Source organism: Shewanella xiamenensis, from assembly GCF_024971755.1.
Lineage (GTDB): Bacteria > Pseudomonadota > Gammaproteobacteria > Enterobacterales > Shewanellaceae > Shewanella > Shewanella xiamenensis.
In genome coordinates this window covers 2,610,296-2,634,498 of sequence record NZ_CP079718.1, presented here as the reverse complement: position 1 = coordinate 2,634,498, position 24,203 = coordinate 2,610,296, and the positions used below count along the sequence as shown (strand labels likewise).

Sequence of the window (24,203 nt, the reverse complement as noted above, 5' to 3'; positions counted from 1 at the left end):
CTTAAACAAAATAAGAAAGCCAAGAAAGCCGCGCATTCTACCCGAGTCAGCAGTTAAAACCCATCTCTTTACGCCTTACGTTCGGCCTGCCGCCAACCCGCTCGCTATGGTGAATACGTATGCAAAGCATTGCGAGCAAAAACCCATCGCCACTAGTATGCATTGACCCATATTCACTATAAAAACAAGGATCAGGGAATGTTCAGCAATCCTCTTACCCACGCACGCCACATCAACTCACCAACGCAAAATAGCCGCCATTGGGCCGCCAGCCTATTCACGCCCAGCTTGCTCGCACTCAGCATTGGCAGCCTGCTCAGCACCAGTGCCACAGCACAGACCCTCAACCTAAGCTCCCCCGATAAGCAAATCGTCTTGAGTCTGAGCGATGATACGGGCCGCCCCGAATACCAAGTCCATTTTCATGGCAAATCGATTATCGAACCGAGCCGCTTAGGGTTAGTCTTTGCCTCATTGGGCGAATTAGGCCAAGGTCTTCGCATCAAATCGAGCCACACCGCCAGCGCCGATGGAAAGTGGCAGCAACCTTGGGGTGAACAAGAGTGGATAAAGGATCAACACAATCAACTGAGCGTGGTATTAACCGACGGTAAAATCGACTTAAACCTCGAGTTTAAAGCCTTTGACGATGGCATAGGCTTTCGTTATCACTTAGCGACCCAAAACGCACTACCGACCAATACGCCGCTTGCCATTACCGATGAACTTACCGAATTTAATATTGGCCAGAGTGATAAGGCCACCGCCTGGTGGATCCCTTCTCGGGGATGGAACCGCTACGAATATTTGTATCGCACCAGCGCGCTCAATCAGGTCGACCGAGCCCACACTCCTTTTACCTTTAAACTGGTCGATGGCACCCATTTGAGTATTCACGAGGCGGCGTTAGTTGATTTTGCCTCGATGACCCTCGATCAACAGCGCGATGGCAAGTTCAAGGCCGATCTCACCCCTTGGTCAGATGGTATTCGGGTTAAAACCCAAGCGGGCTTTTATACCCCATGGCGCACGATTCAAATCGCCGACAAGGCCACGGGGCTGCTTAATTCTCACCTTATCCTCAACCTGAATGAACCCAATAAACTGGGGGATGTCTCTTGGGTTAAACCGGGCAAATATGTCGGTATTTGGTGGGGGATGCACCTCAATGAAAACACTTGGGGCTCGGGCCCAACACACGGCGCAACCACCAGCGAAACAGAGCGCTATATGGATTTCGCCGCCAAGTACCAGTTTGATGGTGTCTTGGTCGAGGGCTGGAACCAAGGTTGGGATGGCGATTGGTTCCATAATGGCGATCAATTCAGTTTTACTAAGGCCTATGATGATTTCGATTTACCCGCCATTACCGCCTACGGCGCGAAAAAAGGCGTACGTCTGATCGGCCATCATGAAACCGCAGGTTCAGTAACCCATTACCGTAATCAAATGGATGATGCCTTCGCCCTGTATGAAAAACATGGCGTGACCCAAGTCAAAACTGGTTATGTGGCTGACGGTGGACAAATCAAACGTATCGATGAAAATGGCATCACCCGTCACGAATGGCACGATGGTCAGTTTATGGTTGGCGAATATCTGCACAGTGTTACCGAAGCCGCCAAGCACCATATCAGCATCAACAGCCATGAGCCGATTAAAGATACTGGGCTGCGCCGCACTTATCCTAACTGGATCTCCCGCGAAGGTGCCCGCGGCCAAGAGTACAATGCCTGGGGCAGCCCACCAAATAGCCCAGAACATACCGCCATGCTGCCCTTTACCCGCATGCTGGCTGGACCAATGGACTTCACCCCGGGGATTTTTGATTTGGCACCTAAGGGGTTAGATGCCGAAAATCGCGTGCAAACCACCTTAATGAAGCAACTCGCCCTGTATGTGGTGCTCTACAGCCCAATCCAAATGGCCGCCGATTTGCCACGCAATTATCAAAAACATCTTGATGCCTTCCAGTTTATCCGCGATGTACCAACAGACTGGTATCAAAGTATCGCACTGGCTGGCGAAGTGGGTGATTATGTGGTGTTTGCCCGTCAGGCCAAGGATCAACAGGATTGGTACTTAGGCGCGCTGACCGATGAAAATGCCCGTCAGATCAAGGTTAAACTGGATTTCCTCGATCCAAACAAACACTATCAAGCCCAGATCTACCGTGATGGCGCTAAAGCCGACTGGAAAACCAATCCCTATGATTATGTGATTGAAACCACAGAGGTCAGCGCCAAAGACAGCCTAACCTTAGCCCTCGCCAGCAGTGGCGGCACAGCGATCCGCTTTAAGGCCCTTTAAATTAAGCAAAGTAATAGGGCGACCAAGATGGTCGCCCTATTAGGTTTGCAATGCGATTAATTTAACCTGAACTCGGGATAACGAGTGTCGAAAAAGTCTAAATTTAACAAACAAAATCAATGTTATAGATGATTATTTTGAAAAGAAAAATCTTTTTCCTGACTGAATGTGCAGATTTTTGCGCATATCAAGGCGCTCTGTCGTACGCCATAGCGAGCTATGGTGAGACAGAGCAACGCAGAGAGGCTCGAAAAGATGCCTATTCAGCGGCGCTACTTATCCCGAGCTCAGGTTAATTTAAGGTCAACGCCACAATTTTAAGGGGATGATTATCATCGAACGACGGAAAATCCTCATGGGGATCGAGCCAAGTGTGATCAATCACACCTCTGCCTTGTTTTTCAACGCAGCGAGCTAGACTATCAAACCAATCTTGACGGTCTACTTTGGCGACATTATTGCAACACACTATGGTGCCACCAGCCTTGGTTGATAATAATGCGGGTTTAAATAAACCTTGGTAATCATTAACTAAATCGACAATCCCGAAGGCACTCTTGGCATAACGAGGCGGGTCAAGAAATACCAGATCAAATTGGGTTTGCGGCAATTTGGGGTAACTGGGTAATTTTTGGTTGCGGCGCCCTCCCACACTTAAACCAGCTAATTGGCGCAAGGCCGGAAACGCATCACTCTGCACAAACTCACACACCTCTGACACTTGGTTTAATTCGGCATTAGTTCGCCCTGCGGCGAGTGCAAAGGAGGAAAAGTCGACATTCACAACCCGTTCTGCGCCGCCCATAGCCGCAGCAGTGCCGATACCACAGGTGTAAGAAAACAAATTCAGCACGGTTTTATCTTGGCTATGTGCCCGCACATATTCTCGGCCAATACGCATATCAAGAAATAGCAGCGGATCTTGTCCTTCGTGGCGTAGCTTAGTGGTGAATTTAATCCCATTTTCCTGCATCACCAACTCGGCACTGGCAATATCATCCAGTTCAGGGCTTAGCGCATTGAGCACCCGCGAATGGCCAGCGGAGCGGTCGTTATACACTACCGGCAGGGCTACTTCTTGGGTGAGCACGTCCACTACTTCAGCCAATTCCTCAGCGGTTAAGGTGTGGTGAAAACTCTGCACTAACCAATTATCGCCGTAGCGATCGACATTCAAGCCACTGACACCTTCGACCGTGCCATGGAACACCCGAAAACAATCGGTATGATCTTGTTCTGCTTGTAGTAAAAAATCATGGCGTTTAGCTAAAGCCGTCGATAACAGCGTTTGAATAGACATAAAAAGCGGGACTCATACAGCGGAAACCTGCGTAAGGTTTCAAGGGGAAAACGGCATGATAGCAAACTCAGCGACAAAATATCGGATAAATACCCCTAGTATCCAATCACAGACTATGCAAGCAGAGCCGTTTTAGCTTAAGGCACTAAGTGAGGCAACCCCTTTGGCTCACCCCTTCCCTTAGCGCCTACACCATTAGTAGCTAATAGCCGCAAACTACACCACTAGATTATGTCACTAAAACGATGCCGCTCAGACTATGCCTTTCTCTCTGCAAACGATGCCTGATAAACGGGATAATCGATATAGCCAGCTTCACCGCCGCCATACAAGGTAAGCCTTGCATCCGCATCAAACTCGGTTAATGGCCAGTCATGGGCAAAGCGCGCGACTAAATCCGGATTGGTCACAAACGGCGTGCCAAAGGCCACAAAATCAGCATAGTGTTGGTCGAGTAAACGCTGAGCAGATTGCTTGGTTAATTTACCCGCCACCATTATAGGGTGTTGATACACACGGCGCACTTGCTGACGAAACGCGTCAGACACTTCCACATAGCGCGAGATGTTTTCAGAAAAATGCACATAGGCAAGATTCATCGGTTGCAGCTTTTGTAGCAAGGCGAGTGTTAATTGGATGATGTCAGGGTTGTCACCGGTAAATCCCTCACCAATATGGGGAGATATCCGCACAGCGACTCTCCCAGATCCAATGGTCTGTGTAAGGGCTTGTAAGGTGTCGACTAAAAAACGCAACCGATTTTCTTGGCTGCCACCGTAGCGATCTTGCCGTTGATTGCTTTCTAAGCGCATAAAAGTATCAAATAAATAGCCATGGGCTGCATGCACTTCAACCCCATCAAAACCGGCTAACATCGCATTTTGTGCTGCTTGCACAAAATCGCTGATAGTCGCTTGGATATCTTGTTCGCTCATCGCCTTTGGCTGCTGGGTTTCAATCATGCCAAAGCCACCTTCAGGCAATGGACCAAATACCTGATCGGGTATTTTTATTGCCGATGGCGCAAGAGGCTCAGCGCCAGACACGCTCGAATGGCTACGACGACCAACATGCCAGAGTTGGATAAATATTTTCCCACCTTCTTGGTGTACCGCTTCAGTGACTTTTTTCCAGCCTTCAATCTGTGCTGGAGTATAAATCCCAGGGGTCATTGAATACCCTCGCGCCACCGCTGACACGGGTGCACCTTCGGTAATAATCAATCCTGCGCTTGCTCGCTGGCGATAATAGGTGGCCATCATCTCGTTCGGAATATCCCCCGGCTGAGTACTACGTGAGCGAGTCATTGGAGCCATCACAATACGGTTTTTGGTCTCTAACACATGACCTTTGAATGCCTTGAACATACTTTCCCCTAGGCTTGATAAGTTGGATAGTCAGTTAACCCTTTTTCGCCACCACCAAACAGCGTTGTTGGGTCATGCTCAGCCAACGGATAGCCGTGTTTTAGCCGCTCGGGTAAATCCGGATTGGCAATAAAAGGTCGTCCAAAACCAATCATATCAGCCAGACCATCGTTAATAGCTTGCTCCGCTGTGTGTGCGTTGTATCGTCCGGCATAAATCAGCACGCCCTGATAAGCCTCACGCAATGCTTGTTTGAATGAGCGTGGCGTATCAGGTGCATCATCCCAATCCACCTCGGCAATATGCAGATAAACAATGCGATGTTTGTTAAGTAACGCAGCGGCCGCGGTATAGGTCACAATCGGGTCCGCATCCACAGTGCCATTGAGGGTCGTAAGGGGCGCTAAACGCACACCCACACGCTCAGCACCAATGGCATCGACCAATGCCGCAACCACTTCGTCTAAAAAACGTAGACGATTTTCAAGGCTACCGCCGTACTCATCACTACGGTTGTTGGCTTCGGAATCAATAAATTGGTTGATCAAATAGCCATTAGCTGCGTGGAGTTCAATGCCATCAAAGCCAGCCGCCATAGCATTGAGCGCTGCTTGACGATAATCAGCGATCACTTGCGCAATATCAGCCTTTGTCATGGCCCGAGGCGCAACGACATCAACAAAACCAGGTTCATCAGTGCCGTTATCGACAAACACTTTTACGTTTTCCGCTTTTAATGCGGATGAAGAAATCGGTTGTTGCCCACCAATATTGTCAGGATGGGTGACTCGGCCTACATGCCATAACTGAGCAAAAATTACTCCTTTCTTGGCATGAACTGCCTCAGTGACGATACGCCAGCCCGCGATCTGTTCGGGAGTATAAATACCAGGAGTCCAAGCATACCCTTTTGCAGTTGGAGAAATCTGTGTGCCTTCAGAGACAATGAGCCCCGCACTCGCACGCTGAGCATAATAGGTTGCCATCATATGATTGGCCACATCGCCTGGCTGACTGGCTCTTGAACGAGTCATTGGCGGCATAACGATGCGGTTTTTGAGTGTTAATGCACCCAAGGTGATCGGTTGAAACAGTGATTGCGTCATAATATAACCCTCTCATTTCGTTGCAAACATACTAGCAAACTCAACAAGAGACATTGAGCGCAATAAAGACAAATGATTTTTGTTGTAAATGCAAAAATGTTCACTAACACGTCAATACGACAAGTGTTGCCCTACCGCTTACAGGGTTAGCTTAGGCTGAATAAAATCAATAAAGGCCGAGATACGTTTCGCGACAGTAGAAGATTTATAGTACACCGCATTGATCTGCTCTCGGCCGGTATTAGTGATTTTTTCACTCTCCAATAAGGGGATTAAACGCCCCTCAGCGATATCCTTTTTCACCATAAATCCCGATAAGCAGGCAATACCATTACCCGTTAATGCAAGCTGCCTTAACGTTTCACCGTTACTCGAGGTTAATGTAGGTGTAAACCGAGTAAATCCTTTCAGTGGCCAATCATTGAGGGTTTTAGGGGTAGAAAATCCCAGCAAATCGTGGTGAATAAGATCGCTGCTTCTATTGGGAAAACCGCGCCTTGATAGGTAATCTGGTGAGGCTACAATGTACAGCAAGCTTTTCCCAAGTGGCCTAGCATGCAAAGTCGAATCCGTTAAGTTGCCAATGCGGATCGCGAGATCGGTTTTCTTTTCAAGCAAATCGACAAAACCTTCGTTGGAGGTGAGTTCCAATTCAATATCGGGATAGGTTTGCTTAAATGGCTGGATAAGCGGCACTAATTGATGAAACACAAAGGGACTTGCGGCATCGACACGTAAACGGCCTCTCGGTAGCTCTCCACGAGTAATGATCTCCTCTTCAGCTTGCTGGATCTGTAATAAGCCAATTCGGATGGCTTCAACAAACTGGCGACCTTCCTCGGTTAATTCGATTCGGCGAGTCGTGCGATTTAAAATAGAAACGCCAACTTGGCTTTCAACCTTGCTCACCGCCCGAGACACGCGGGCAACTTGAATATCTAACAGTTCAGCTGCCGCCGAAAAACCACCACTGTCGACGACAGCAAGCAGTATTTCTAAATCATCGGACCGTGTTTTCATTTTATTTCTCGCACCACACCCGCAATTATTGCATTTATAGCAAATATCATTGGTATAAATATCTGTATTTTACAATTTGCAAAAATCACTAAAGTGTCTCAATGAGTTGCTCCAATCCTGCGGCGGCTTTGGTTGGTACAAATTCCACCACATCAAATTCAGCCACGTCTTCGGTATAGAAAGGATCTTGCTGCAAAATAGCCTCGAGTACTGCACGCGACTCCGCCTTAGCGAAGATCACACCGCCCGTGCGTGGCACCTTACGGCCCGAGGCGATAAAAACGCCCTTGGCGTAATACGCATCAAGATAATCAATATGAGCAGCTAAATGTAGCTCAACATCTGCCAGCGGCTTTTTGTAGGTTAAGGTGATAACAAACATAGATATCCTTTATTCAAAACATAATCGATTTTGACAGGTGCTAACCATGATTACATGAGAGCATCTGCTGACATACTGTTCCATTATTTTTGCAGTATCAATCGCATAATGCGTCTATTGCTCACTGCTGCTGACACTTTAGCCACTGACTGGATACCCACACAACCCCATAGGAGTGTAAAATAGGCTGCCATTAGGTTACACGGCTGTTTAACTTGAGTTATCAAGGAATGATGAATACGTATGTAAGCGGTTGTGCGTCAATTGGCGCTGCGGCTACTATAAATTCGCTAGTTTCACCCTCTGCTTGTGGGGTTGAACACTGTGAGGTCGTTTCTGGTGGTTGCCTTTGAGGATAGCTGTCAGGCTTAGGTTCTTTTCTGCTATTGAGCATTTGCATCATTGAGTATGAAAATGAATTTATTGGCGAATATGCTTCTGAGGGAGAGGTATATTCGCCATTTTTTCACCCACATTGCCAAGCGGTGATGCACATAGGGGAAGCTAGCACAACACGCGTAAAACTGAGCAAAGGCCATTGAACAGGCCACACATTATAACGATAAATGACTCAAGGCAGCACTGCTGTCCGCTACTGAAGGGAAGTTGCATGTCCACGGATCAACAAACGATTACCCCATTAGAAAGTGTCTCACCCAAGGTGGTGCATCGCGCCGTTCATAAGCTACAACCCGAGCTAAATTTCTGGCAAATTTTTAATATGTGCTTTGGTTTTTTGGGGATCCAATTCGGTTTTGCCCTGCAAAATGCCAACGTCAGCCGCATTTTCCAAACCCTTGGCGCCTCTATCGATGACATTCCCATCCTGTGGATTGCCGCACCGTTAACGGGACTGCTGGTTCAACCTATTATTGGTTATCTGAGCGATAACACTTGGGGACGCTTAGGTCGCCGTCGGCCGTATTTTTTAATCGGCGCTATTTGTACGACTCTTGCGATATTTGTGATGCCGCATTCCCCTACGTTATGGATTGCCGCGGGCATGCTGTGGATTATGGACGCCTCAATCAATATCGCCATGGAACCCTTCCGTGCCTTTGTGGGGGATAATTTGCCTCCCAAGCAGCGCACCCAAGGTTATGCCATGCAAAGCTTTTTTATTGGCATCGGTGCAGTTGTGGCCTCGGCCCTACCCTATATTCTCAGTAACTTCTTTAATGTCGCCAATACCGCGCCCGCGGGCGAAATAGCCGATTCGGTGCGTTATGCCTTCTATTTTGGTGGCGCCGTGCTGTTTCTCAGTGTGGCTTGGACTGTTGTGTCCACCAAAGAATATTCCCCCGATGAACTTGCCGCCTTCCATAGCAATGCTGACGCTGGCATAGATGAGCAACAACATCGCACTCGCACCCACAAGAATTATCAATTTGCCGCTATTGTTTGGATGGCTGTAGGCGCGCTACTGACGCTTGCGGTGTGGACGCAGGATTTAGATAAGCAGCTGTATATTTTAACCTTAGGGATTTTTGCCTTTGGCCCATTGCAACTTTACTGCGCCCTACGCTTAGGTAAATCAACACCCTCACAACGTTCGCAACTGGGTATTGTCTTTAATGTGGTCGATGATTTATTCCATATGCCAAAGGCCATGCATCAGTTAGCGATAGTGCAGTTTTTCTCTTGGTTCGCGCTCTTTGCGATGTGGATTTACACTACCTCGGCGGTGACGTCCTACCATTTTGGCAGCAGCGATGTGTTATCCCCAGCCTACAATAATGGTGCCGATTGGGTGGGCGTACTGTTCGCCTCCTACAATGGATTTTCGGCCATTGCGGCGCTGTTTATTCCACTACTTGCCAAACGGATCGGGATCAAACTCACCCATACCTTCAATATGTTCTGCGGTGGTTTTGGCTTAATCAGTTTCTATTTTATCAAAGATCCCAGCCTGCTATGGCTGCCGATGATAGGGGTGGGTATTGCCTGGGCCTCAATTCTATCTATCCCCTACGCCATGTTATCCGGCACCTTACCGCCGAAAAAAATGGGCGTGTATATGGGAATTTTTAACTTCTTTATCGTGATCCCACAGCTCCTTGCAGCCAGCGTCTTAGGCGTAATCCTCAATGGATTATTTGATGGTCAACCCATCTATGCCCTGATCACCGGCGGCGTCCTCATGCTCTGCGCCGGGATTGCCGTGCTCTTTGTTGAGCAACCGAATACTCAGCACACTCAAGCGTAAATCGCAGATCCTACAACTCGGCACCCTTGGCGTTTGGGCAACTAAACGCCAAGAAGCATGGCCAGATAGCTTACAACAAGAATAAATCGCAATTAGCACCATCTATTGATTGGGGAGATTTTGATAAATATGGCATTGACAACAGTACCTTCGCAGCAGGCCCGCAGCTTAACTCACCGCCGCAACTTAACTCGTAAGCCGATTGCGCTCGCAATTGCCGCAAGCCTTATCGGCATTGCCAGCTTAACGGGCTGCTCACCCTCGGCCCCCAATACAGATACATCAACACAAACAGTCACCAAAGCTACAGACGCACAGATTGCCCCCGGCGCCCCCGGCAACGCCCCAACCTGGGCGTTCTCCGGCAAAACCGGTATCGGTACTTCCTATGAGCCTTATACTCAGGGGCAATACCAAGACAGCGCGCAAAATCGAATTAGCCGAGTGTGGTTCTCCATCGCGCAGGGGATTTTAACCGAAACTATGTATGGCCTTATTCACAACGCTCAGCTCAAAGAGTTGCAATTTGTGATCACCGGCAATGGCTTTGTCGATACCGAGAAAGACAACACTATCAGCAGCATTGAATACTTAGATACCGACGCTAATGGCCGCCCGCAATCCTTGGCCTATAAGATTATCAATCGCGACGTTGAAGGTAAGTATCAGATAGAAAAACATATCTTTACCGATCCCGACCGCGATACCCTGATGATGCGTGTGACGTTTACCGCCTTTGAATCAGGCATCACACCGCATTTATACGTTAACCCCCATATCGATAATGCGGGCGCGAATGATATTGGCAGAATCGATCATCAAGCCCTTATCGCTCGCACGGCCGATCCCCGCAGTAGCGTAATGACAGTGAAATCGGATATCGATTTTGCGCAGGCGACCACGGGTTTTGTCGGTGTATCCGACGGTTTGGCCGATTTAGCCGATAACGGCAAGCTTGATACGCTGTATCAGGCCACCAGCAACGCTGAAAAGCCTATTCAAGGCAACATTGCCTTTACCGCCAGTTATCCCGCACTCCAAGCGAATCAACCTCTTAATGTGAATTTGGCGATTGGTTTTGGCCAGGATGAAGCCAGCAGTTTAGCCAATGCCAACGCCAGCTTAACGGCGGGGTATGACAAAGTGCTGAGTCAATACAACGCTGGTTGGCACAGTTATTTACAATCACTGCCTGCGATGCCTGATATGGCGCAAAGCACCACGGATAATGGCAAGCTGCTGTATACCAGTGCCATGGTACTCAAGGCGCAGGAAGATAAAACCTACGCGGGCGCCCTTATTGCGTCGCTTTCTAACCCTTGGGGCGATACCGTCCCTGCTGTTACCCCCAGCACGGGCTACAAGGCCGTTTGGCCGCGAGACTTTTACCAATGTGCCATGGCATTTCTCGCCATGGGCGATACGCAAACGCCTAAAGTCGCCTTTGAGTACCTTAAAAAGGTGCAAGTGAGTGACAAAACTCCAGGCTATAGCGGCACGCCCGGTTGGTTCTTACAAAAGACCCATGTGGATGGCCAAATCGAATGGGTGGGCGTACAGCTCGACCAAACGGCTATGCCGATCATGCTCGGCTGGAAACTCTGGCAGGCAGGCGTGCTGAGTCAAGCGGAACTGAGCCATTGGTATCAAGAGATGCTAAAAGCCGCGGCGGACTTTTTAGTCAGCGGCGGTGAGGTGAATCTTGACTGGAATCACACCCAAATTACGCCACCGAAAACCCAACAAGAACGTTGGGAAGAACAAGCTGGTTATTCGCCTTCCACCACGGCCGCAGTGATCGCAGGCTTAGTGGCCGCGAGTGATATTGCCAAGGCAGTAAACGATAGCGATGCCAGTCAGCGTTATCTCGCAACCGCCAAAACGCTTAATCAACAACTTGAAAAACACTTAGTGACGACCCAAGGTTTGCTTACCGATAGCCAAGGCATTAAGGCGCCGTATTATCTGCGATTAAGCCCCAATGGCGAACCAAATACCGCCGAACAACTCGCCGCTAATAATGGTCGTGCGGGATTAGATCAACGTCAGATCCTCGATGGCGGCTTTTTAGAGTTGGTGCGTTACGGCGTGCGTGGCGCCACCGATAAGCTGATTAATCAAAGCCTAGCGCTGGTGGATAACACTGAGCTTGAGGACAATTTACGCCTCAAATACAACTTTACTGCAAAAGATGGCGGCAGTGTGCCGGGCTTTAGACGTTACGGTAACGATGGCTACGGTGAAGATACCCTCACTGGCGCAAACTACGCCGAATCGGGCAGTAATAGCGACAACCAACGCGGCCGCGTCTGGCCCTTCTTCACCGGTGAGCGTGGCCATTTTGAGCTGGCCCTCGCCAGCGCTAAGGGAGAGCTAAGCGGTGTTCACGCGCAGCAAACCAAACAGCAGCTTATCAATACCTATGTGCAAGGTATGGAAACCTTTGCCAACGCGGGGCTAATGCTCCCCGAGCAAGCGTGGGACGGTGTGGGTAACGCCACACGTTACCAATATCAACTCGGCCAAGGCACTAACTCCGCCACCCCGCTCGCTTGGACCCACGCTGAATATATCAAACTGGTGCGTTCAATGAGCGATGGTCGAGTCTGGGATAACTACCCTATCGTCCCTGAGGCGTTGAAATAGTGTTTAAATACTGATACGAGTCAATAAAGCCCGCACAAGATTAGTTGTGTGGGCTTTATGATGAAAAACAGCATACTCCTTTAATTCGCCCCACATCATCCATTCTGCGCACCGTAAAAGCATTCTCTGTTTTTATGTGAATACTTGTTTTTATTGCCGTTACTTCAATAAAAAATTGACTTACATAAGTCCGCCAAGATGTTAGGCTATTTGGGCTTTTGTTAATTTATTGATAAATGGAGTTTTGATGAAGCCTTTAAAAACCGTAATCAAATGGATTTTGCTCACGTTATTCTTGGTGCCAGTGAGTCTTTATCTGATCCTTGCCGCCATCAACATAAAAGATAGCCCAGCTTCAGAGCAAGCCAAAGCCTACCTCGACGAAATTCAAAAGAGTGATAAGGCGTTAGCCGACAACCAAGCTCAGAATGCCTATCTCTATGCGCTGGGCTTTGATGTGAATAGTGGCGCCTCACCGATGGATGCGGGGATTTCTCGACTTAAAAGCATACAACAGCTTGGCATTTGGGAACGCTCCCCAACGCTAAACACAACTCCTATAGACAAACCGCAAACCCCTTTCAACGAATGCCTTAACCGTGATGATTTTCTGTCCAGTTGTCTCCCTGTACTGACAGAACAAACGTCTTTTGACGAACTCATCGCAACAAACTCCGAATTAATCACGCGATATAAAACATTAATTCAGTTAGATATCTGGCAAGAAGGCAGCCAATTTAATGTCTTTTTGTCTTCTCCGTCACTTTCACATCTGCTCACGGCACAAAAACTCTACTTCATCGATTTACTGGCTCACGCTCAAACCATGTCTGCGCAGCAAGTCGCCGATGTGATTAATCAAGATATGTTGTTTTGGCAACGCGTAGCAGCTAACACCCATGTGCTACTGATAAAAACCGTTAGTCAAAACGGCATCACAACAAATATGAAATTTGGCGAATTGATACTAGGCCAACTGCACCCCTCTCAATTAAGCAACGTCATCCCCACTAGCTGGCAAACGCCGTTCCCTGCTGAGGTGACTACATTTGAAAAAATAAAAATGGGTGAATGGTATTACTTTACAGCCATGGCCAAAGCATTGCTGACAATTGATGATGAAGATATCACCACAAACGTGACGCAATGGTTGCTGACACCGTTAATGAAAGATCAAGACACAGCGAATCGTTACGCGGAAATTTTAAATGGCACGACTCCTCCGCAGACTTGCCCTGCTCCTTGGTCAATCGCTGACATGAGCCAATTTATATATAACCCACTTGGTAAATTTGTACTCTGCTCTGGCATTACATCATTAGACCGTTACCAACAAGATTTTGATGAGCTCGAGCCACAAAGAGCACGCTTGATCACGATACTCCAATAGGGTGATTGTTTACTTAAGCAAATACATGACATAAACGCCTTCGACATGTGCTAAAGTTAGCTTATACTGTGTATATGTACAGTATATAGATGCATATGATCATGGTTACTCCTGAACAATCAAAAATCCAATATCCTTTCTTTAGCACATCGGTGGCGGCGGGATTTCCTTCTCCCGCCAATGATTATATTGAGCAATCGCTTGATCTAAATGAGCTTTGTATCAAACACCCCACCGCAACCTTTTTTGTCAAAGTTCAAGGCGATTCGATGGTCGATGCCGGAATTTCCTCTGGTGATATATTAGTGGTTGACCGAGCCTTACAAGCCACCCATGGAGATATTGTAGTGGCGGCCATCAATGGGGAATTTACGGTAAAGCAATTGCAATTACGTCCTGTGGTGCAATTATTGCCATGTAACCCGGCCTACAGTGCAATTCCACTCAGCCACGAGTCAGAGTTAGACCTGTTCGGTGTCGTGACTTGTGTGGTGAAAAAACTCAAATGACCGCCAACTTATTCGCCCTCGTAGACTGTAATAACTTACCTACACAGGTGGTATCAGCAATAAATCTGGAAAGGTTTGTGTGATAAGGCTTACTAGCCTTTTCCAGAAAAATAGTAATTTTTAGCTATTTTTCCTAAAACTTGAGTTTTGATGTTATCAGTTTCCAGAAAATTAGTCACTTCTTTAAGGCGTGCTTTCAATGGAAGGAGTGCAGATGTCTTTCAGCATCAAACTGCCCCAAAGCAATTCAGCGCTTCATTTTTTAACATCGCCTTACATTCAAATATGCATGAGATTTTGTAATCCATTCTGTTAAATTAAGAATGGCATATCCAACATGCTCCTAGCGTTTATGCATCAATCAATGAGGTATAGCTATTTCCATTTTTAGACTAAAAAATAAACAATGAAGGGGCGTAACAAATTGGGTCACATTGGTTAACCTCCCAAACCAAATTGACATTATCCATCTATTCAACATGTTGGGGATGAATCTCCCTCACAATGAGGTTTGTGTTAAGACTAAATACCGTGTTTTGTTCGATAAATGTTAGCGAAAAATCCTATAGATGGGCAACTATGATTAAAAAATAAAACTGTTAACAATTATTTTTGCAGTGATTAATTTTATTATATATTGACTCCTTGGTTAATTCCCAGTGTCAATTGAGCAATAAATAGGTTTTTGTCTTTAAAATTAACTTGTATGAATTCACCAAGCTTCTTATAACCACTTGTTTAAATAATGTTTGCAATGTTATTTTATGTGGGTAAATGTTATTGCTCCGATGTTGGCAACATTAACTTTAGCTGAGATCGATTTAATTTCAAATTTAAAGAATAACATTAAATACATTAGTAATTCATGTTGAATAAAAATAAGGACAACGTGATATGGATATCGGTTACAAAAAACTGTCTTCCGCATTATTTTTGACATTTTTATCGCCCCTTACAAGTGCAGCGTATGCTGCCGACATAAATCCTGTGATTGCTGAAGCATTGGAGGAGCCTGGCTTTGGTCTTATTAAACAGCCTCAGAGTGTTTCAAAATTTGCTGTTGTATCAGCGGCAAATACCGGAGGTTCGGACACATCCCTCACAAATACCGCTGAACTAGCCTTAGCAAGGATGAATATAAAAACAGAGGTGACCCCTGAAACAACTGAGCTTTTCGGTGAAAAGGTTGATTTAAATTCAGGGGCTATCAGTATGACGAATACTGATTTAGTAATTCCTGGTAATTTTCCTATCGAAATGGGTATTACTCGAGTTTATAAAGGAGTCCAATATTCACAGGGGCAATTATTACACTTTGCGGATTGGCAGTTAGATATACCGTCAATTTCTACCACCATAGTAGATGGTGGTGCTACAGTTAATACTTGGACAAATGGCAAACCTTGCTCAGGCTCCCTCAATCCAGGTTCAAGTTACCTTGGCGATGGTATGGGCTATATTGTCGCGAAACAATATTGGAACGGTGACTTTATTAACGTCCCAAGCGTAGGCTCAGAGCGATTACTTGAACCTAATACGGTAACCCCAGGTGTCACGCGGGTTGCTAAAAACTGGCGTATCACCTGTCAGGCTAATGGCAACTCAGAGGCGTTTATTGCCACATCTCCACAGGGGATTACCTATACGTTTAGCATGTTACGCACTTTTCCTGCAGAGATATTAGAAATCCCTTTCGTCGATAAAGAAACGAGTGCTACATGGACAACTACAACCCCCGTATTTAAAGCATATATGCAGGTTACCGAGGTAAAAGATAGGTTTAATAATAAAGTAACCTATCACTACAGCGCGCCAGACCAATTGGATTCGATTACCTCTTCCGATGGCAGGTCTATTCATTTTACTTATGAACCTGGTGTAGAACGAAAGCGTATTAAGTCTATTACAAGTCAGGGTGAGATTATGCTTTGTAAATTCTGTTAACATTTAGCTATTTTGTTCTTAAGTCGACTTAATGCGAGATTATTGATTGATATAAATCATCCATAATCGAATGAAATTCGTTCGACTGGATAGGTTTGTTAACCAATTTAACAATGTATAATCCGGCCCTGTATTACAAGTGATGGAAAAACCTGGTCGTACTATTATCGAATCGCAACTGAGAAAAAGGTTATTGGAGGTATTAGTATTTATCCAGACCAACTTTATCGTGTTGTTTTACCTGATGGACGTGAATGGGTATATGATATTGACTTTGCACCGACTAATGCCTTAGAGCAGCGCCATATTCAATACAGTCTAGGCGACTCCCAACAAGATGACATGCAGTGCACATTTTCTGAGATGAATCCTAATTATGTGCCTCGATCTTATGTTAGTCGAGTGACTCATCCTAATGGATTGAAAGCTGAGTTTGAGGTTCGGTCAACACTGTTTGGACGCTCACAAGTACCTAAGCAATTTGAACGGCTACCTAATATTAGGATCAACGTTCACAATAGATGTTTTTCAAACTTTGCGCTGATTAGAAAAACGTTATCAGGGAAAGGCGTTTCTCCACTGCATTGGTATTACAGTTACTCACAAAACCCAGGGCAATACGTAGATGGAAGTGGCGATTATGGACCTGCACCACAGGCATTATCGGGTCTACCAGAACTACCAAGTGGCATGTCAGCAATGGATTTACGTTCAACCACTGTGGTTGCTCCTGATGGTAGTAAAGCAATCCATGTGTTTGACCGTCGTTATAACTATTCGCAAGATAAGGAGGTTGCGACCTACTTGTACGATACTGACGGTACGACATTATTGCAGCGCAACGAGATGACCTATGGCCAAGGGAGTTCGATAGGTAAATCGCAGTTATTTAGCGGTAAATGGGACGGAAAAATTTTTTTAGGCAGTGCCGCTACATTTGAAAATGAGTCGCAGTACAATAGCTTTGTCAATAATATAAAAAGTACTATCTATCAACATACGCAAGACTCAAGAGTTGATACTTATACTAAAGAGTTTTTAAACTTCAATAACTACGGCTCACCCGAGTTAACGGTAGAGTCCAATGGTTTTAATGCTAATAGGAAATACCTAAAAAATACGTATTATCATGATTTGAATAATTGGTTAATTAATCTTGAGGATAGCAACGCCATTTCATTTGATGGGGTTAACTATATTACCGCCAAGAAGAATACCTATTATCCTGATAATTCCGCCGAAAAGTCTTCTCTTTACCAAGAGTATCAAAATGGCAGATTGCTCAGCACGCACAGTTACTATGGTGATGGCAACATAAAGCAAACTACGTTCAATGCAAATAATCGTTGGATAGCATTTGCCAATTATATGCGTGGCAAGCCGCAGTTAATCAAAATCCCTCAACGCGACACTGCTAATTGTGCAAACCCAGATACCTGTTTTTTGTCGGCATCAATGGTGGTCGATGGCAGTGGCAATATCACCAAAGTAACCGACTTTAATGGTGTTGAAACTCACTATCGTTATGACAGTAATAACCGCGTTATCAATGTAAAGAATGCGGATACGCGATGGGCTGATACAACTATTAGCTACGACTTAGACAGTAGTGATAATGCGGCATTGTTCCAAAATATTACACGTGGCAACTACAAAAAGACGGTCACGCTCGATGGCTTAATGAGGCCTATTTTAGTGAAAGAGTGGGACTTAAATAACGAGTCTGCAACCGCTAAATATATTAGCCAAGCATTTAACGTTTACGGTAAGCCTACCTTTACTTCATTTCCATCGACCTCACCTGATGAGACGCTGGGAACCACTATCACTTACGATGGGCTCATTCGCACCACATCCACAACTCGCACAAGTGATAATAGCCAGACAACGACGCAATATCTATCAGGCAATCAAACTGCAGTAACAGATGGTCGTGGCAATACAACGCTAACAAATTATTTGGCTTATGGCTCGCCATCGAGTGAGAAAGCGACGCAGATAGCTGCGCCTGATACTGATGTCATTAGTATCAACTACAATGAATTAGACCAAATTGTTGCCATTACTCAGGGCTCGATTACGGAAAACCGTTTGTACAATGGCTATCGCGACCTGTGTAAGGTGGTGCGTCCTGATACGGGGATGGCAGCATTTGGCTATAATAATGTTGGTGAAATGATATGGCGAGCAGAGGGGACATCTGGTAGCGCGACGTCTTGTGATGAAGCCTCCGTACCTTCGGTACATAGAGTGGTGCTTACTTATGACAACGTCGGTGCACTCAAGACTGAAGACTTCCCAGATTCAACACCTGACAGACAGTATACCTATGACAATAACGGCAATTTGAAGTCGCTAACAACGGGAACGGCTTCGTGGCAATATCAATATAACAGTCTCAACTTGCCTCAGAGTGAAACTCTCAGCATTGATGGTCGCAATTTTGCGTTGACATCGGGCTACGATAGCTTAGGTAGTGTTGCCTCTCTCCAATATCCCTCTGGTGCCGTGGTGGACTTTGCGCCTAATGCATTAGGTCAAGCCACAAAAGCGGGCACCTATGCTTCAGGAGTCAGTTATTATCCAAATGGACAACTTAAACAATTCACCTATGGTAATGGCATTGTACGTAACGTCGCATTGGACACCACTGGGCGAATTGATGCGCTAACGGATATCAAAGCTAGCTCGCTGAAGAACAGCCTCGACCCTAGTTATGACAGTAACGACAATTTAACCCGCTTGATTGATGGTGTTGACTCAAGCAACAGCATATCTAACCTGAGTTACGATGGCGTCGATAGGCTGAGGTCTGCCGATGGCAAATGGGGAACAGGACGTTACGTCTATGACGGTCTGGGTAACATCCTTAGTCGCAGTTTGAACAATTCCACTATCAACTACCATTACAACACGCTTAATCGTTTAAATAACTTAAGTGGTGCCTATGCCTACAGCTATCAATATGATACCGCAGGCAATATTACTCATAATGGACGTTATTCACTGAGTTTTAATCGTGCTCAGCAAATGGTAGCAGCTAAAGACATGGCTTATGTCTATGATGGCTTTAATCGCAAAATCAAACAGAACAAGCCATCAGGTACTGCTTATACCGTATATAACAAAGCCGGACAGCTACTGTACCGTGAAGATGATAATGGTAAAAAGACAGACAGCGTTTACCTTGGTAAGCAGATAGTGGCTGAAGTGGATATTTGCCCGCCATCAGGATGCGCAGTCACTCAACCAGCAACGAAGACTTGCCCTGTGGGCTACAGCCTAAACGCGGCAGGAACGCTTTGTGAAAAAGCAGAAACACAAGCGGCCAGTATTAGCAGCTATACCTACAGCTGTCCGGTAGGTTACTCGCTCTCAGGTTCAATCTGTCGCAAGACTGAATCTAAAACAGCCAATACCACGACTCAGTTGAGTTGCCCTAAAGGTGGGACACTCAATACTGCTACCTCAATGTGCACTCTATCTTTTACTCAAACATCAAGTACACGTCCTACGGGAACGGGCATCTCTTGTACTGGAGGTGAACCAATGGGTGGGGGAATGCGTTTATGGGAGTGTACTGAGACCTATGCGGCGACACCAAAATCGGTATATTCCTGTGATGCTGGCTGGACGCTAAGTGGTACTAGCTGTACACGCACGTTATCGCAAAATGCGACCAGTACCCCTGTGTACGCCTGTCCCTCTGGCTGGGCACTCAGCGGCTCTCAATGTAGCCGATTGGCAACCACCGCTATCGTTTACACTTGCCCATCTGACTGGACGCTGAGTGGTAGCCAATGTACTCAATAATTGCTCAGGGACAAACATCAGTGTTAAGGAAGGCTAATTTTATGAAATGGATAAATGTGATATGTGCATTAATACTCTTTGCGCTCCCAGCCCAAGCAGCAAACGTGCGTTACCAGCACACAGATATGTTGGGGTCGGTGGTATCCGAATCGGATGAGTCGGGTAATATTATCAGTCGCAGCCAGTACGAACCTTTTGGTAAGCGCATGGGCGGCGATAAAGAAGGCATTGGGTATACAGGTCATCTGCAGGATAAAGACTTAGGCCTGACCTATATGCAGGCACGCTACTATGATCCGCTGATTGGGCGTTTTTACTCGAATGATCCGGTTGGGTTTACAGGGGAATCTGATACATTCAACCGATATTCATATGTAGCAAACAACCCTTATAGGTATACCGATCCCACAGGGAACAATAAAGAAGGGAGGCTTGCTAAGCTCGCAAAACTATGGCGGGGTTCAGGTCCTTCTGGGGAGGATATCGCTGATGCTATTGAGCGCGGAGATATGCAAAGTGCTCAAAAAATACTAAATGAATACGCGAAAACAATTCAGGGGCCTCCTCATATGAAAAAAGGCCCTGATACAGAAAAAGCAAATAGGCATGGAGATAAACCTGGTCAAACGAGAGTTAAGGTCAGAAATGCTGACGGTACCACAAAGGATATGACTGATCGCAGGGTTAAAGAAACTGAACATACAGTGCATCAAGAACCTGGAAAAACACAACCTAAAATGCAAGATAAGCCTCAAGGTAATGAAAGGGATAAACGCAATCCTACACCAGAAGAAAAAGAAATTATTAGGGACTTTGAAAAGAGGGAAAATTGATGAAAATTAATGAATTATTTTTTGAAGGTGATGAGCCAGTTATGTATGTTAATCATTTATTTGATGCAAATGACTTGGATGATTATATGCGCGGATTTCACAACATATCGATATCTATGAGAGATGAAACTTTAAACGGTCAAGAAGTAGTAAAGGTTTACTTTGGTGATCTCGTAGATGCTAATAAATTGAGGTTGGCATTAGATGAATACTTTAGTAGCTGAAAAGAAAAGGTAGAGAAAAATAGAGGACTAAATGCAGCGGATAAATGAGGACAAAACATGGACACCCAACCTTAATAGCGGAGAGTGTAAAAAGATCTGTGTAAGTGGAAAAAAGCGCAAATAGCGGGGACAGGCATATTTTTTGTGTTTTTTAACGTCTTTGACTAGGCTCTAAATTATCCTGATTTTGTCTGTGTGGAGTTTGCTATGACTTCGGCCAGAAGACAACTAATTGATGCCAATGCAACGCCCTTCTATCATGTGATAAATCGCAGTGTTAGAAGGGCTTTTTTGTGTGGTGAGGATAAGCTATCTGGGCGTAGTTACGAGAATCGACGCGGTTGGATTGTTGATAAAATCAAAGCCTTGTCTGCGATATTTTGTATGATATTTGCGCCTACGCGGTGATGAACAATCACTATCATTTAGTGCTTAAAATAGATGCCGATAAGGCCAAATCGTTAACGCAAAAAGATATTATCAGCCGTTGGAGCCAAATCATGAAAGGCCATGCAATTGCTACTAAGTATATGAATGGTGTGCTTTAATCGACGCTGAACGCATATTACTCGAAGGGGTAATTACCGAGTGGCATCAGCGATTGAGTAGTATCTCCTGGTTTATGCGCTGTTTAAACGAAGAAATTGCCCGCAAGGCAAATCGTGAAGATGAGTGCAAAGGTGCCTTTTGGGAAGGCCGATTTAAATCGCAAGCACTGTTAGATGAGCAAACCCTGCTCGCGTGCATGATGTATGTCGATTTAAATCCAATCAGAGCGGGCATTGCCGATTCTTTGCAATCCTCTGATTTTACATCGATTCAGGAGCGAATTAACTCGCTAGATTCACCCAATAGCCCATTAGCTATCCCAACGCCACAAACTGACTCCGCAACCAATCAAGCTTATATTCCCCACAAGTCAATCGTCCAATTCGATGGCGCAGCTCACCTGAATGCGCAAGCGGGCATTCCATTTCATGTTGCCGATTATCTCGAACTGATTGATTGGACAGGCCGCGCCATCCGCCTTGATAAGAAAGGCTATATCGATAATAAGCGGCCGAAACTACTCAATGAATTAGGTATTGCACCCGCTGCGTGGCTCACGTCAGCCAAAGAGTTTCGTCGTCAATACAGTGGCATAAGTGGTCGATGGGATAGCATGTGCGCCTTTAAAAAGCAGCATAACAGCGGCAAATGGTGTAAAGGTAACGCCTCAAGCCAAGCGTTACATCCTTAAGTTGCTCACGACTCAGCGTTTAGGATTATTTTTGTTTATCCGAAATGGAGATAATTTCGCGCAAAACATAACACGCTTTTGTCGGGTGGACGACACTTGTTACCAAGTGCCGTCTCCCTAAGAACCGTACGTGCAACTTTCACTGCATACGGCTCAAGCCTCCACAAAAGCATCGTTTGATACCCAGCAACTTATAAAGCAGTCAGAGCAGGTTCGTTCCAAGAGCTGCGAGCTAGCCTTTTGGACTTTCTCTTCGCCAAGTATGCTTGGTATTGAGGGTCAAATGGTGTTGCTGAACTTCGGATTTTCACATGTCTCTCGATAGGCACTTTGGCTATTTGGAAGAGATTGAACTGGCAATCCATACCCAAGAGCTTCTGCCAACCGTGAAATTGCCACTGGCCTTTTCGATTGACGAAGTATTTAAGGGCGATCCAAGTTTTAGATTTGGTTGGATGACGCCTTTTAGCCCAGTGCCATAACGCAAGGAATAGCTTGTGGCCTACATATCCAAACACCTGTTTCGCGACGCAGTGTCGATAGTAATTCGACCATCCCCTAAGTTTCGGATTTATCAGTTTGATAAGATCGTTCACGGGTAGGGTTACGTGCTTTTTGATGAGTTCACGCAGATGACTTAAGAACATCAACGTATTGGATTTACTCGGTTTAATGAGCAGTTTTCCTTTGTACTTCCTATGGTTAAAACCTAAAAAGTCAAAGCCATCGTTGATGTGAGTGATATGCGTTTTCTCTTCGGATAGTGTTAAGCCTCTTTCTGCTAAGAAGTCAGTAATCAACGGTTTGATATCGTTCTCCAGCACTTCCTTTGAAGCACAAGTGACGACGAAATCGTCGGCGTACCCAATAAAGTTGGCTCTAGTCCCCTTTTTGAGGGCGGTGGATTTTATGTGCTGCTCAAGGCCTGCAAGAGTCATTAACATCAAGGTTGGTGAGATGATCCCGCCTTGCGGTGTACCCTCGTCGGTACGATAAAACAGCCCTTTATCCATAAAGCCAGACTTTAACCATTGTTCCAACATCCGCTTATCTACGGCGATGTTATCAAGAAGCCATTGATGACCGATCTTGTCAAAACAGGCTTTGATATCACCTTCGAGAACCCATTGGGCTGATGTCTTTAGAGCCAGACACTTAAAGCACTGATCGACAGCGTCAGCAGTACTGCGGTTTGGTCTAAACCCATAGCTGTTAGGGTCGGCAAGTGTTTCTGACACGGGCTCTAGTGCAAGAAGGTGGAGTGCTTGTTGCGCTCTGTCTATCATGCACGGGATACCGAGAGGTCTGAGCTTGCCGTTTTTCTTAGGGATGTAGATACGCTTGAGCGGCTTGGCTTGATAAGCTTTTCTGCTCAATTGATTGACTGCTTTCATGCGGCGTGCATCTGTGTTCCAGATAATGCCGTCTATTCCAGGCGTCTTACTGCCTTTGTTTTTCGACACTCGTTTAACAGCAAGGAGTTTTGCTGAGCGAGAGTGAGTCAGTATCCATTGCAGGGCTTTCACCTTGCCTTGTTTACCTTCTCTTGTTGCCTTTGCAATACGCATCTGAAGCTTTAATACAAGCGACTCAGCGGCCTTCCAGTCAATGGATTTCCACGGGTTGCTGTCAGGGGAGGCACTGATTTCATGCGAAATCATCATTTGCGTTTCACCTTGAATAAAGTTCTTCAAATTCTCTCGCAACGGGAGACCAGTCGGAAGTGGGCTCACTTTCGTGCCAGACAGTTGTCTGTATCTGCATCGTTACAATGCAGCCTTTGCTTTCTCCAACATCCTATACCTGCACCGCCATCGGCTATATTGGCTTTCCCAGAGGGAGCGATACAGGCTTACCGTGTTCCGTATGTCGCGCAATGTCAGGTTAGATGCCCGCTATGGTGCGGAGAGTAC

The 24,203-nt window shown here is 46.0% G+C and carries 15 protein-coding genes and 1 pseudogene; 10 read left to right on the top strand and 6 right to left on the bottom strand.

The genetic code is table 11. The features are described 5' to 3' along the window. The first annotated feature begins 198 nt into the window (after positions 1-198). The gene (locus tag KXJ80_RS12810; RefSeq protein WP_218738516.1) at positions 199-2,310 is read left to right on the top strand and encodes a glycoside hydrolase family 97 protein; all 2,112 of its coding nucleotides are present in this window, start codon (positions 199-201) and stop codon (positions 2,308-2,310) included. Between the two features lie 292 nt (positions 2,311-2,602). Here the strand turns inward: KXJ80_RS12810 and KXJ80_RS12805 are convergent, their stop codons facing one another. The 5 genes from KXJ80_RS12805 to KXJ80_RS12785 form a co-directional block, all read right to left on the bottom strand. Further along, positions 2,603-3,610, bottom strand: a complete 1,008-nt coding sequence (locus KXJ80_RS12805; RefSeq protein ID WP_259474436.1) for a class I SAM-dependent rRNA methyltransferase — start codon at positions 3,608-3,610, stop codon at positions 2,603-2,605. A gap of 257 nt (positions 3,611-3,867) precedes the next feature. Continuing rightward, positions 3,868-4,977 (bottom strand): alkene reductase, encoded by a 1,110-nt coding sequence (locus tag KXJ80_RS12800; RefSeq protein WP_218738517.1) that lies wholly within the window; start codon positions 4,975-4,977, stop codon positions 3,868-3,870. Positions 4,978-4,985: 8 nt separating this feature from the next. Next, positions 4,986-6,083, bottom strand: coding sequence for an alkene reductase (locus KXJ80_RS12795; protein ID WP_218738518.1), 1,098 nt, complete (start codon positions 6,081-6,083; stop codon positions 4,986-4,988). A gap of 138 nt (positions 6,084-6,221) precedes the next feature. Next, on the bottom strand, positions 6,222-7,103 hold the full coding sequence (locus tag KXJ80_RS12790) for a LysR family transcriptional regulator (protein ID WP_218738519.1): 882 nt from the start codon (positions 7,101-7,103) through the stop codon (positions 6,222-6,224). 88 nt (positions 7,104-7,191) lie between these two features. Then, a complete protein-coding gene (locus tag KXJ80_RS12785) occupies positions 7,192-7,485 on the bottom strand; it encodes a YciI family protein (RefSeq protein WP_218738520.1) in 294 nt (97 codons plus the stop codon). 610 nt (positions 7,486-8,095) lie between these two features. On the opposite strand from KXJ80_RS12785, the gene KXJ80_RS12780 reads away from it, so the two are divergent. From KXJ80_RS12780 to KXJ80_RS12740, 9 genes and pseudogenes are all read left to right on the top strand, one after another. Beyond that, the gene (locus tag KXJ80_RS12780; RefSeq protein ID WP_218738521.1) at positions 8,096-9,691 is read left to right on the top strand and encodes an MFS transporter; all 1,596 of its coding nucleotides are present in this window, start codon (positions 8,096-8,098) and stop codon (positions 9,689-9,691) included. Positions 9,692-9,820: 129 nt separating this feature from the next. After that, positions 9,821-12,337 carry a glucan 1,4-alpha-glucosidase gene (locus KXJ80_RS12775; RefSeq protein WP_218738522.1) on the top strand — a complete coding sequence of 839 codons (2,517 nt, stop codon included), beginning with the start codon at positions 9,821-9,823 and terminating at the stop codon, positions 12,335-12,337. A gap of 247 nt (positions 12,338-12,584) precedes the next feature. Continuing rightward, entirely contained in the window at positions 12,585-13,727 is a 1,143-nt protein-coding gene (locus KXJ80_RS12770) for a hypothetical protein (RefSeq protein ID WP_218738523.1), read from the top strand. Positions 13,728-13,828: 101 nt separating this feature from the next. Next, a complete protein-coding gene (gene umuD / locus KXJ80_RS12765; RefSeq protein WP_229777742.1) occupies positions 13,829-14,236 on the top strand; it encodes a translesion error-prone DNA polymerase V autoproteolytic subunit in 408 nt (135 codons plus the stop codon). An 894-nt stretch (positions 14,237-15,130) separates the two neighbouring features. After that, positions 15,131-16,180: a hypothetical protein gene (locus KXJ80_RS12760; protein WP_259474435.1), complete on the top strand. Its 1,050-nt coding sequence runs from the start codon at positions 15,131-15,133 to the stop codon at positions 16,178-16,180. A 402-nt stretch (positions 16,181-16,582) separates the two neighbouring features. Beyond that, positions 16,583-19,993: an RHS repeat domain-containing protein gene (locus KXJ80_RS12755; RefSeq protein WP_259474434.1), complete on the top strand. Its 3,411-nt coding sequence runs from the start codon at positions 16,583-16,585 to the stop codon at positions 19,991-19,993. Positions 19,994-20,034: 41 nt separating this feature from the next. Continuing rightward, entirely contained in the window at positions 20,035-20,826 is a 792-nt protein-coding gene (locus tag KXJ80_RS12750; protein WP_256929867.1) for an RHS repeat domain-containing protein, read from the top strand. Continuing rightward, positions 20,826-21,050: a hypothetical protein gene (locus KXJ80_RS12745; RefSeq protein WP_218678452.1), complete on the top strand. Its 225-nt coding sequence runs from the start codon at positions 20,826-20,828 to the stop codon at positions 21,048-21,050. Before KXJ80_RS12750 ends, KXJ80_RS12745 begins: the two co-directional genes overlap by 1 nt. Before the next feature lie 207 nt (positions 21,051-21,257). Next, positions 21,258-22,290 (top strand): annotated as a pseudogene (locus KXJ80_RS12740) (transposase). 191 nt (positions 22,291-22,481) lie between these two features. Here the strand turns inward: KXJ80_RS12740 and ltrA are convergent. Beyond that, the gene (gene ltrA, locus KXJ80_RS12735; protein ID WP_173243081.1) at positions 22,482-23,954 is read right to left on the bottom strand and encodes a group II intron reverse transcriptase/maturase; all 1,473 of its coding nucleotides are present in this window, start codon (positions 23,952-23,954) and stop codon (positions 22,482-22,484) included. Positions 23,955-24,203: the final 249 nt, after the last annotated feature.

Bases quoted from the DNA above. Each gene is read 5' to 3' on its own strand.
- KXJ80_RS12810 (WP_218738516.1), top strand. From the start codon at position 199: ATGTTCAGCAATCCTCTTACCCACGCACGCCACATCAACTCACCAACG.
- KXJ80_RS12805 (WP_259474436.1), bottom strand. From the start codon at position 3,610: ATGTCTATTCAAACGCTGTTATCGACGGCTTTAGCTAAACGCCATGAT.
- KXJ80_RS12800 (WP_218738517.1), bottom strand. From the start codon at position 4,977: ATGTTCAAGGCATTCAAAGGTCATGTGTTAGAGACCAAAAACCGTATT.
- KXJ80_RS12795 (WP_218738518.1), bottom strand. From the start codon at position 6,083: ATGACGCAATCACTGTTTCAACCGATCACCTTGGGTGCATTAACACTC.
- KXJ80_RS12790 (WP_218738519.1), bottom strand. From the start codon at position 7,103: ATGAAAACACGGTCCGATGATTTAGAAATACTGCTTGCTGTCGTCGAC.
- KXJ80_RS12785 (WP_218738520.1), bottom strand. From the start codon at position 7,485: ATGTTTGTTATCACCTTAACCTACAAAAAGCCGCTGGCAGATGTTGAG.
- KXJ80_RS12780 (WP_218738521.1), top strand. From the start codon at position 8,096: ATGTCCACGGATCAACAAACGATTACCCCATTAGAAAGTGTCTCACCC.
- KXJ80_RS12775 (WP_218738522.1), top strand. From the start codon at position 9,821: ATGGCATTGACAACAGTACCTTCGCAGCAGGCCCGCAGCTTAACTCAC.
- KXJ80_RS12770 (WP_218738523.1), top strand. From the start codon at position 12,585: ATGAAGCCTTTAAAAACCGTAATCAAATGGATTTTGCTCACGTTATTC.
- umuD (WP_229777742.1), top strand. From the start codon at position 13,829: ATGGTTACTCCTGAACAATCAAAAATCCAATATCCTTTCTTTAGCACA.
- KXJ80_RS12760 (WP_259474435.1), top strand. From the start codon at position 15,131: ATGGATATCGGTTACAAAAAACTGTCTTCCGCATTATTTTTGACATTT.
- KXJ80_RS12750 (WP_256929867.1), top strand. From the start codon at position 20,035: ATGAAATGGATAAATGTGATATGTGCATTAATACTCTTTGCGCTCCCA.
- KXJ80_RS12745 (WP_218678452.1), top strand. From the start codon at position 20,826: ATGAAAATTAATGAATTATTTTTTGAAGGTGATGAGCCAGTTATGTAT.
- ltrA (WP_173243081.1), bottom strand. From the start codon at position 23,954: ATGATGATTTCGCATGAAATCAGTGCCTCCCCTGACAGCAACCCGTGG.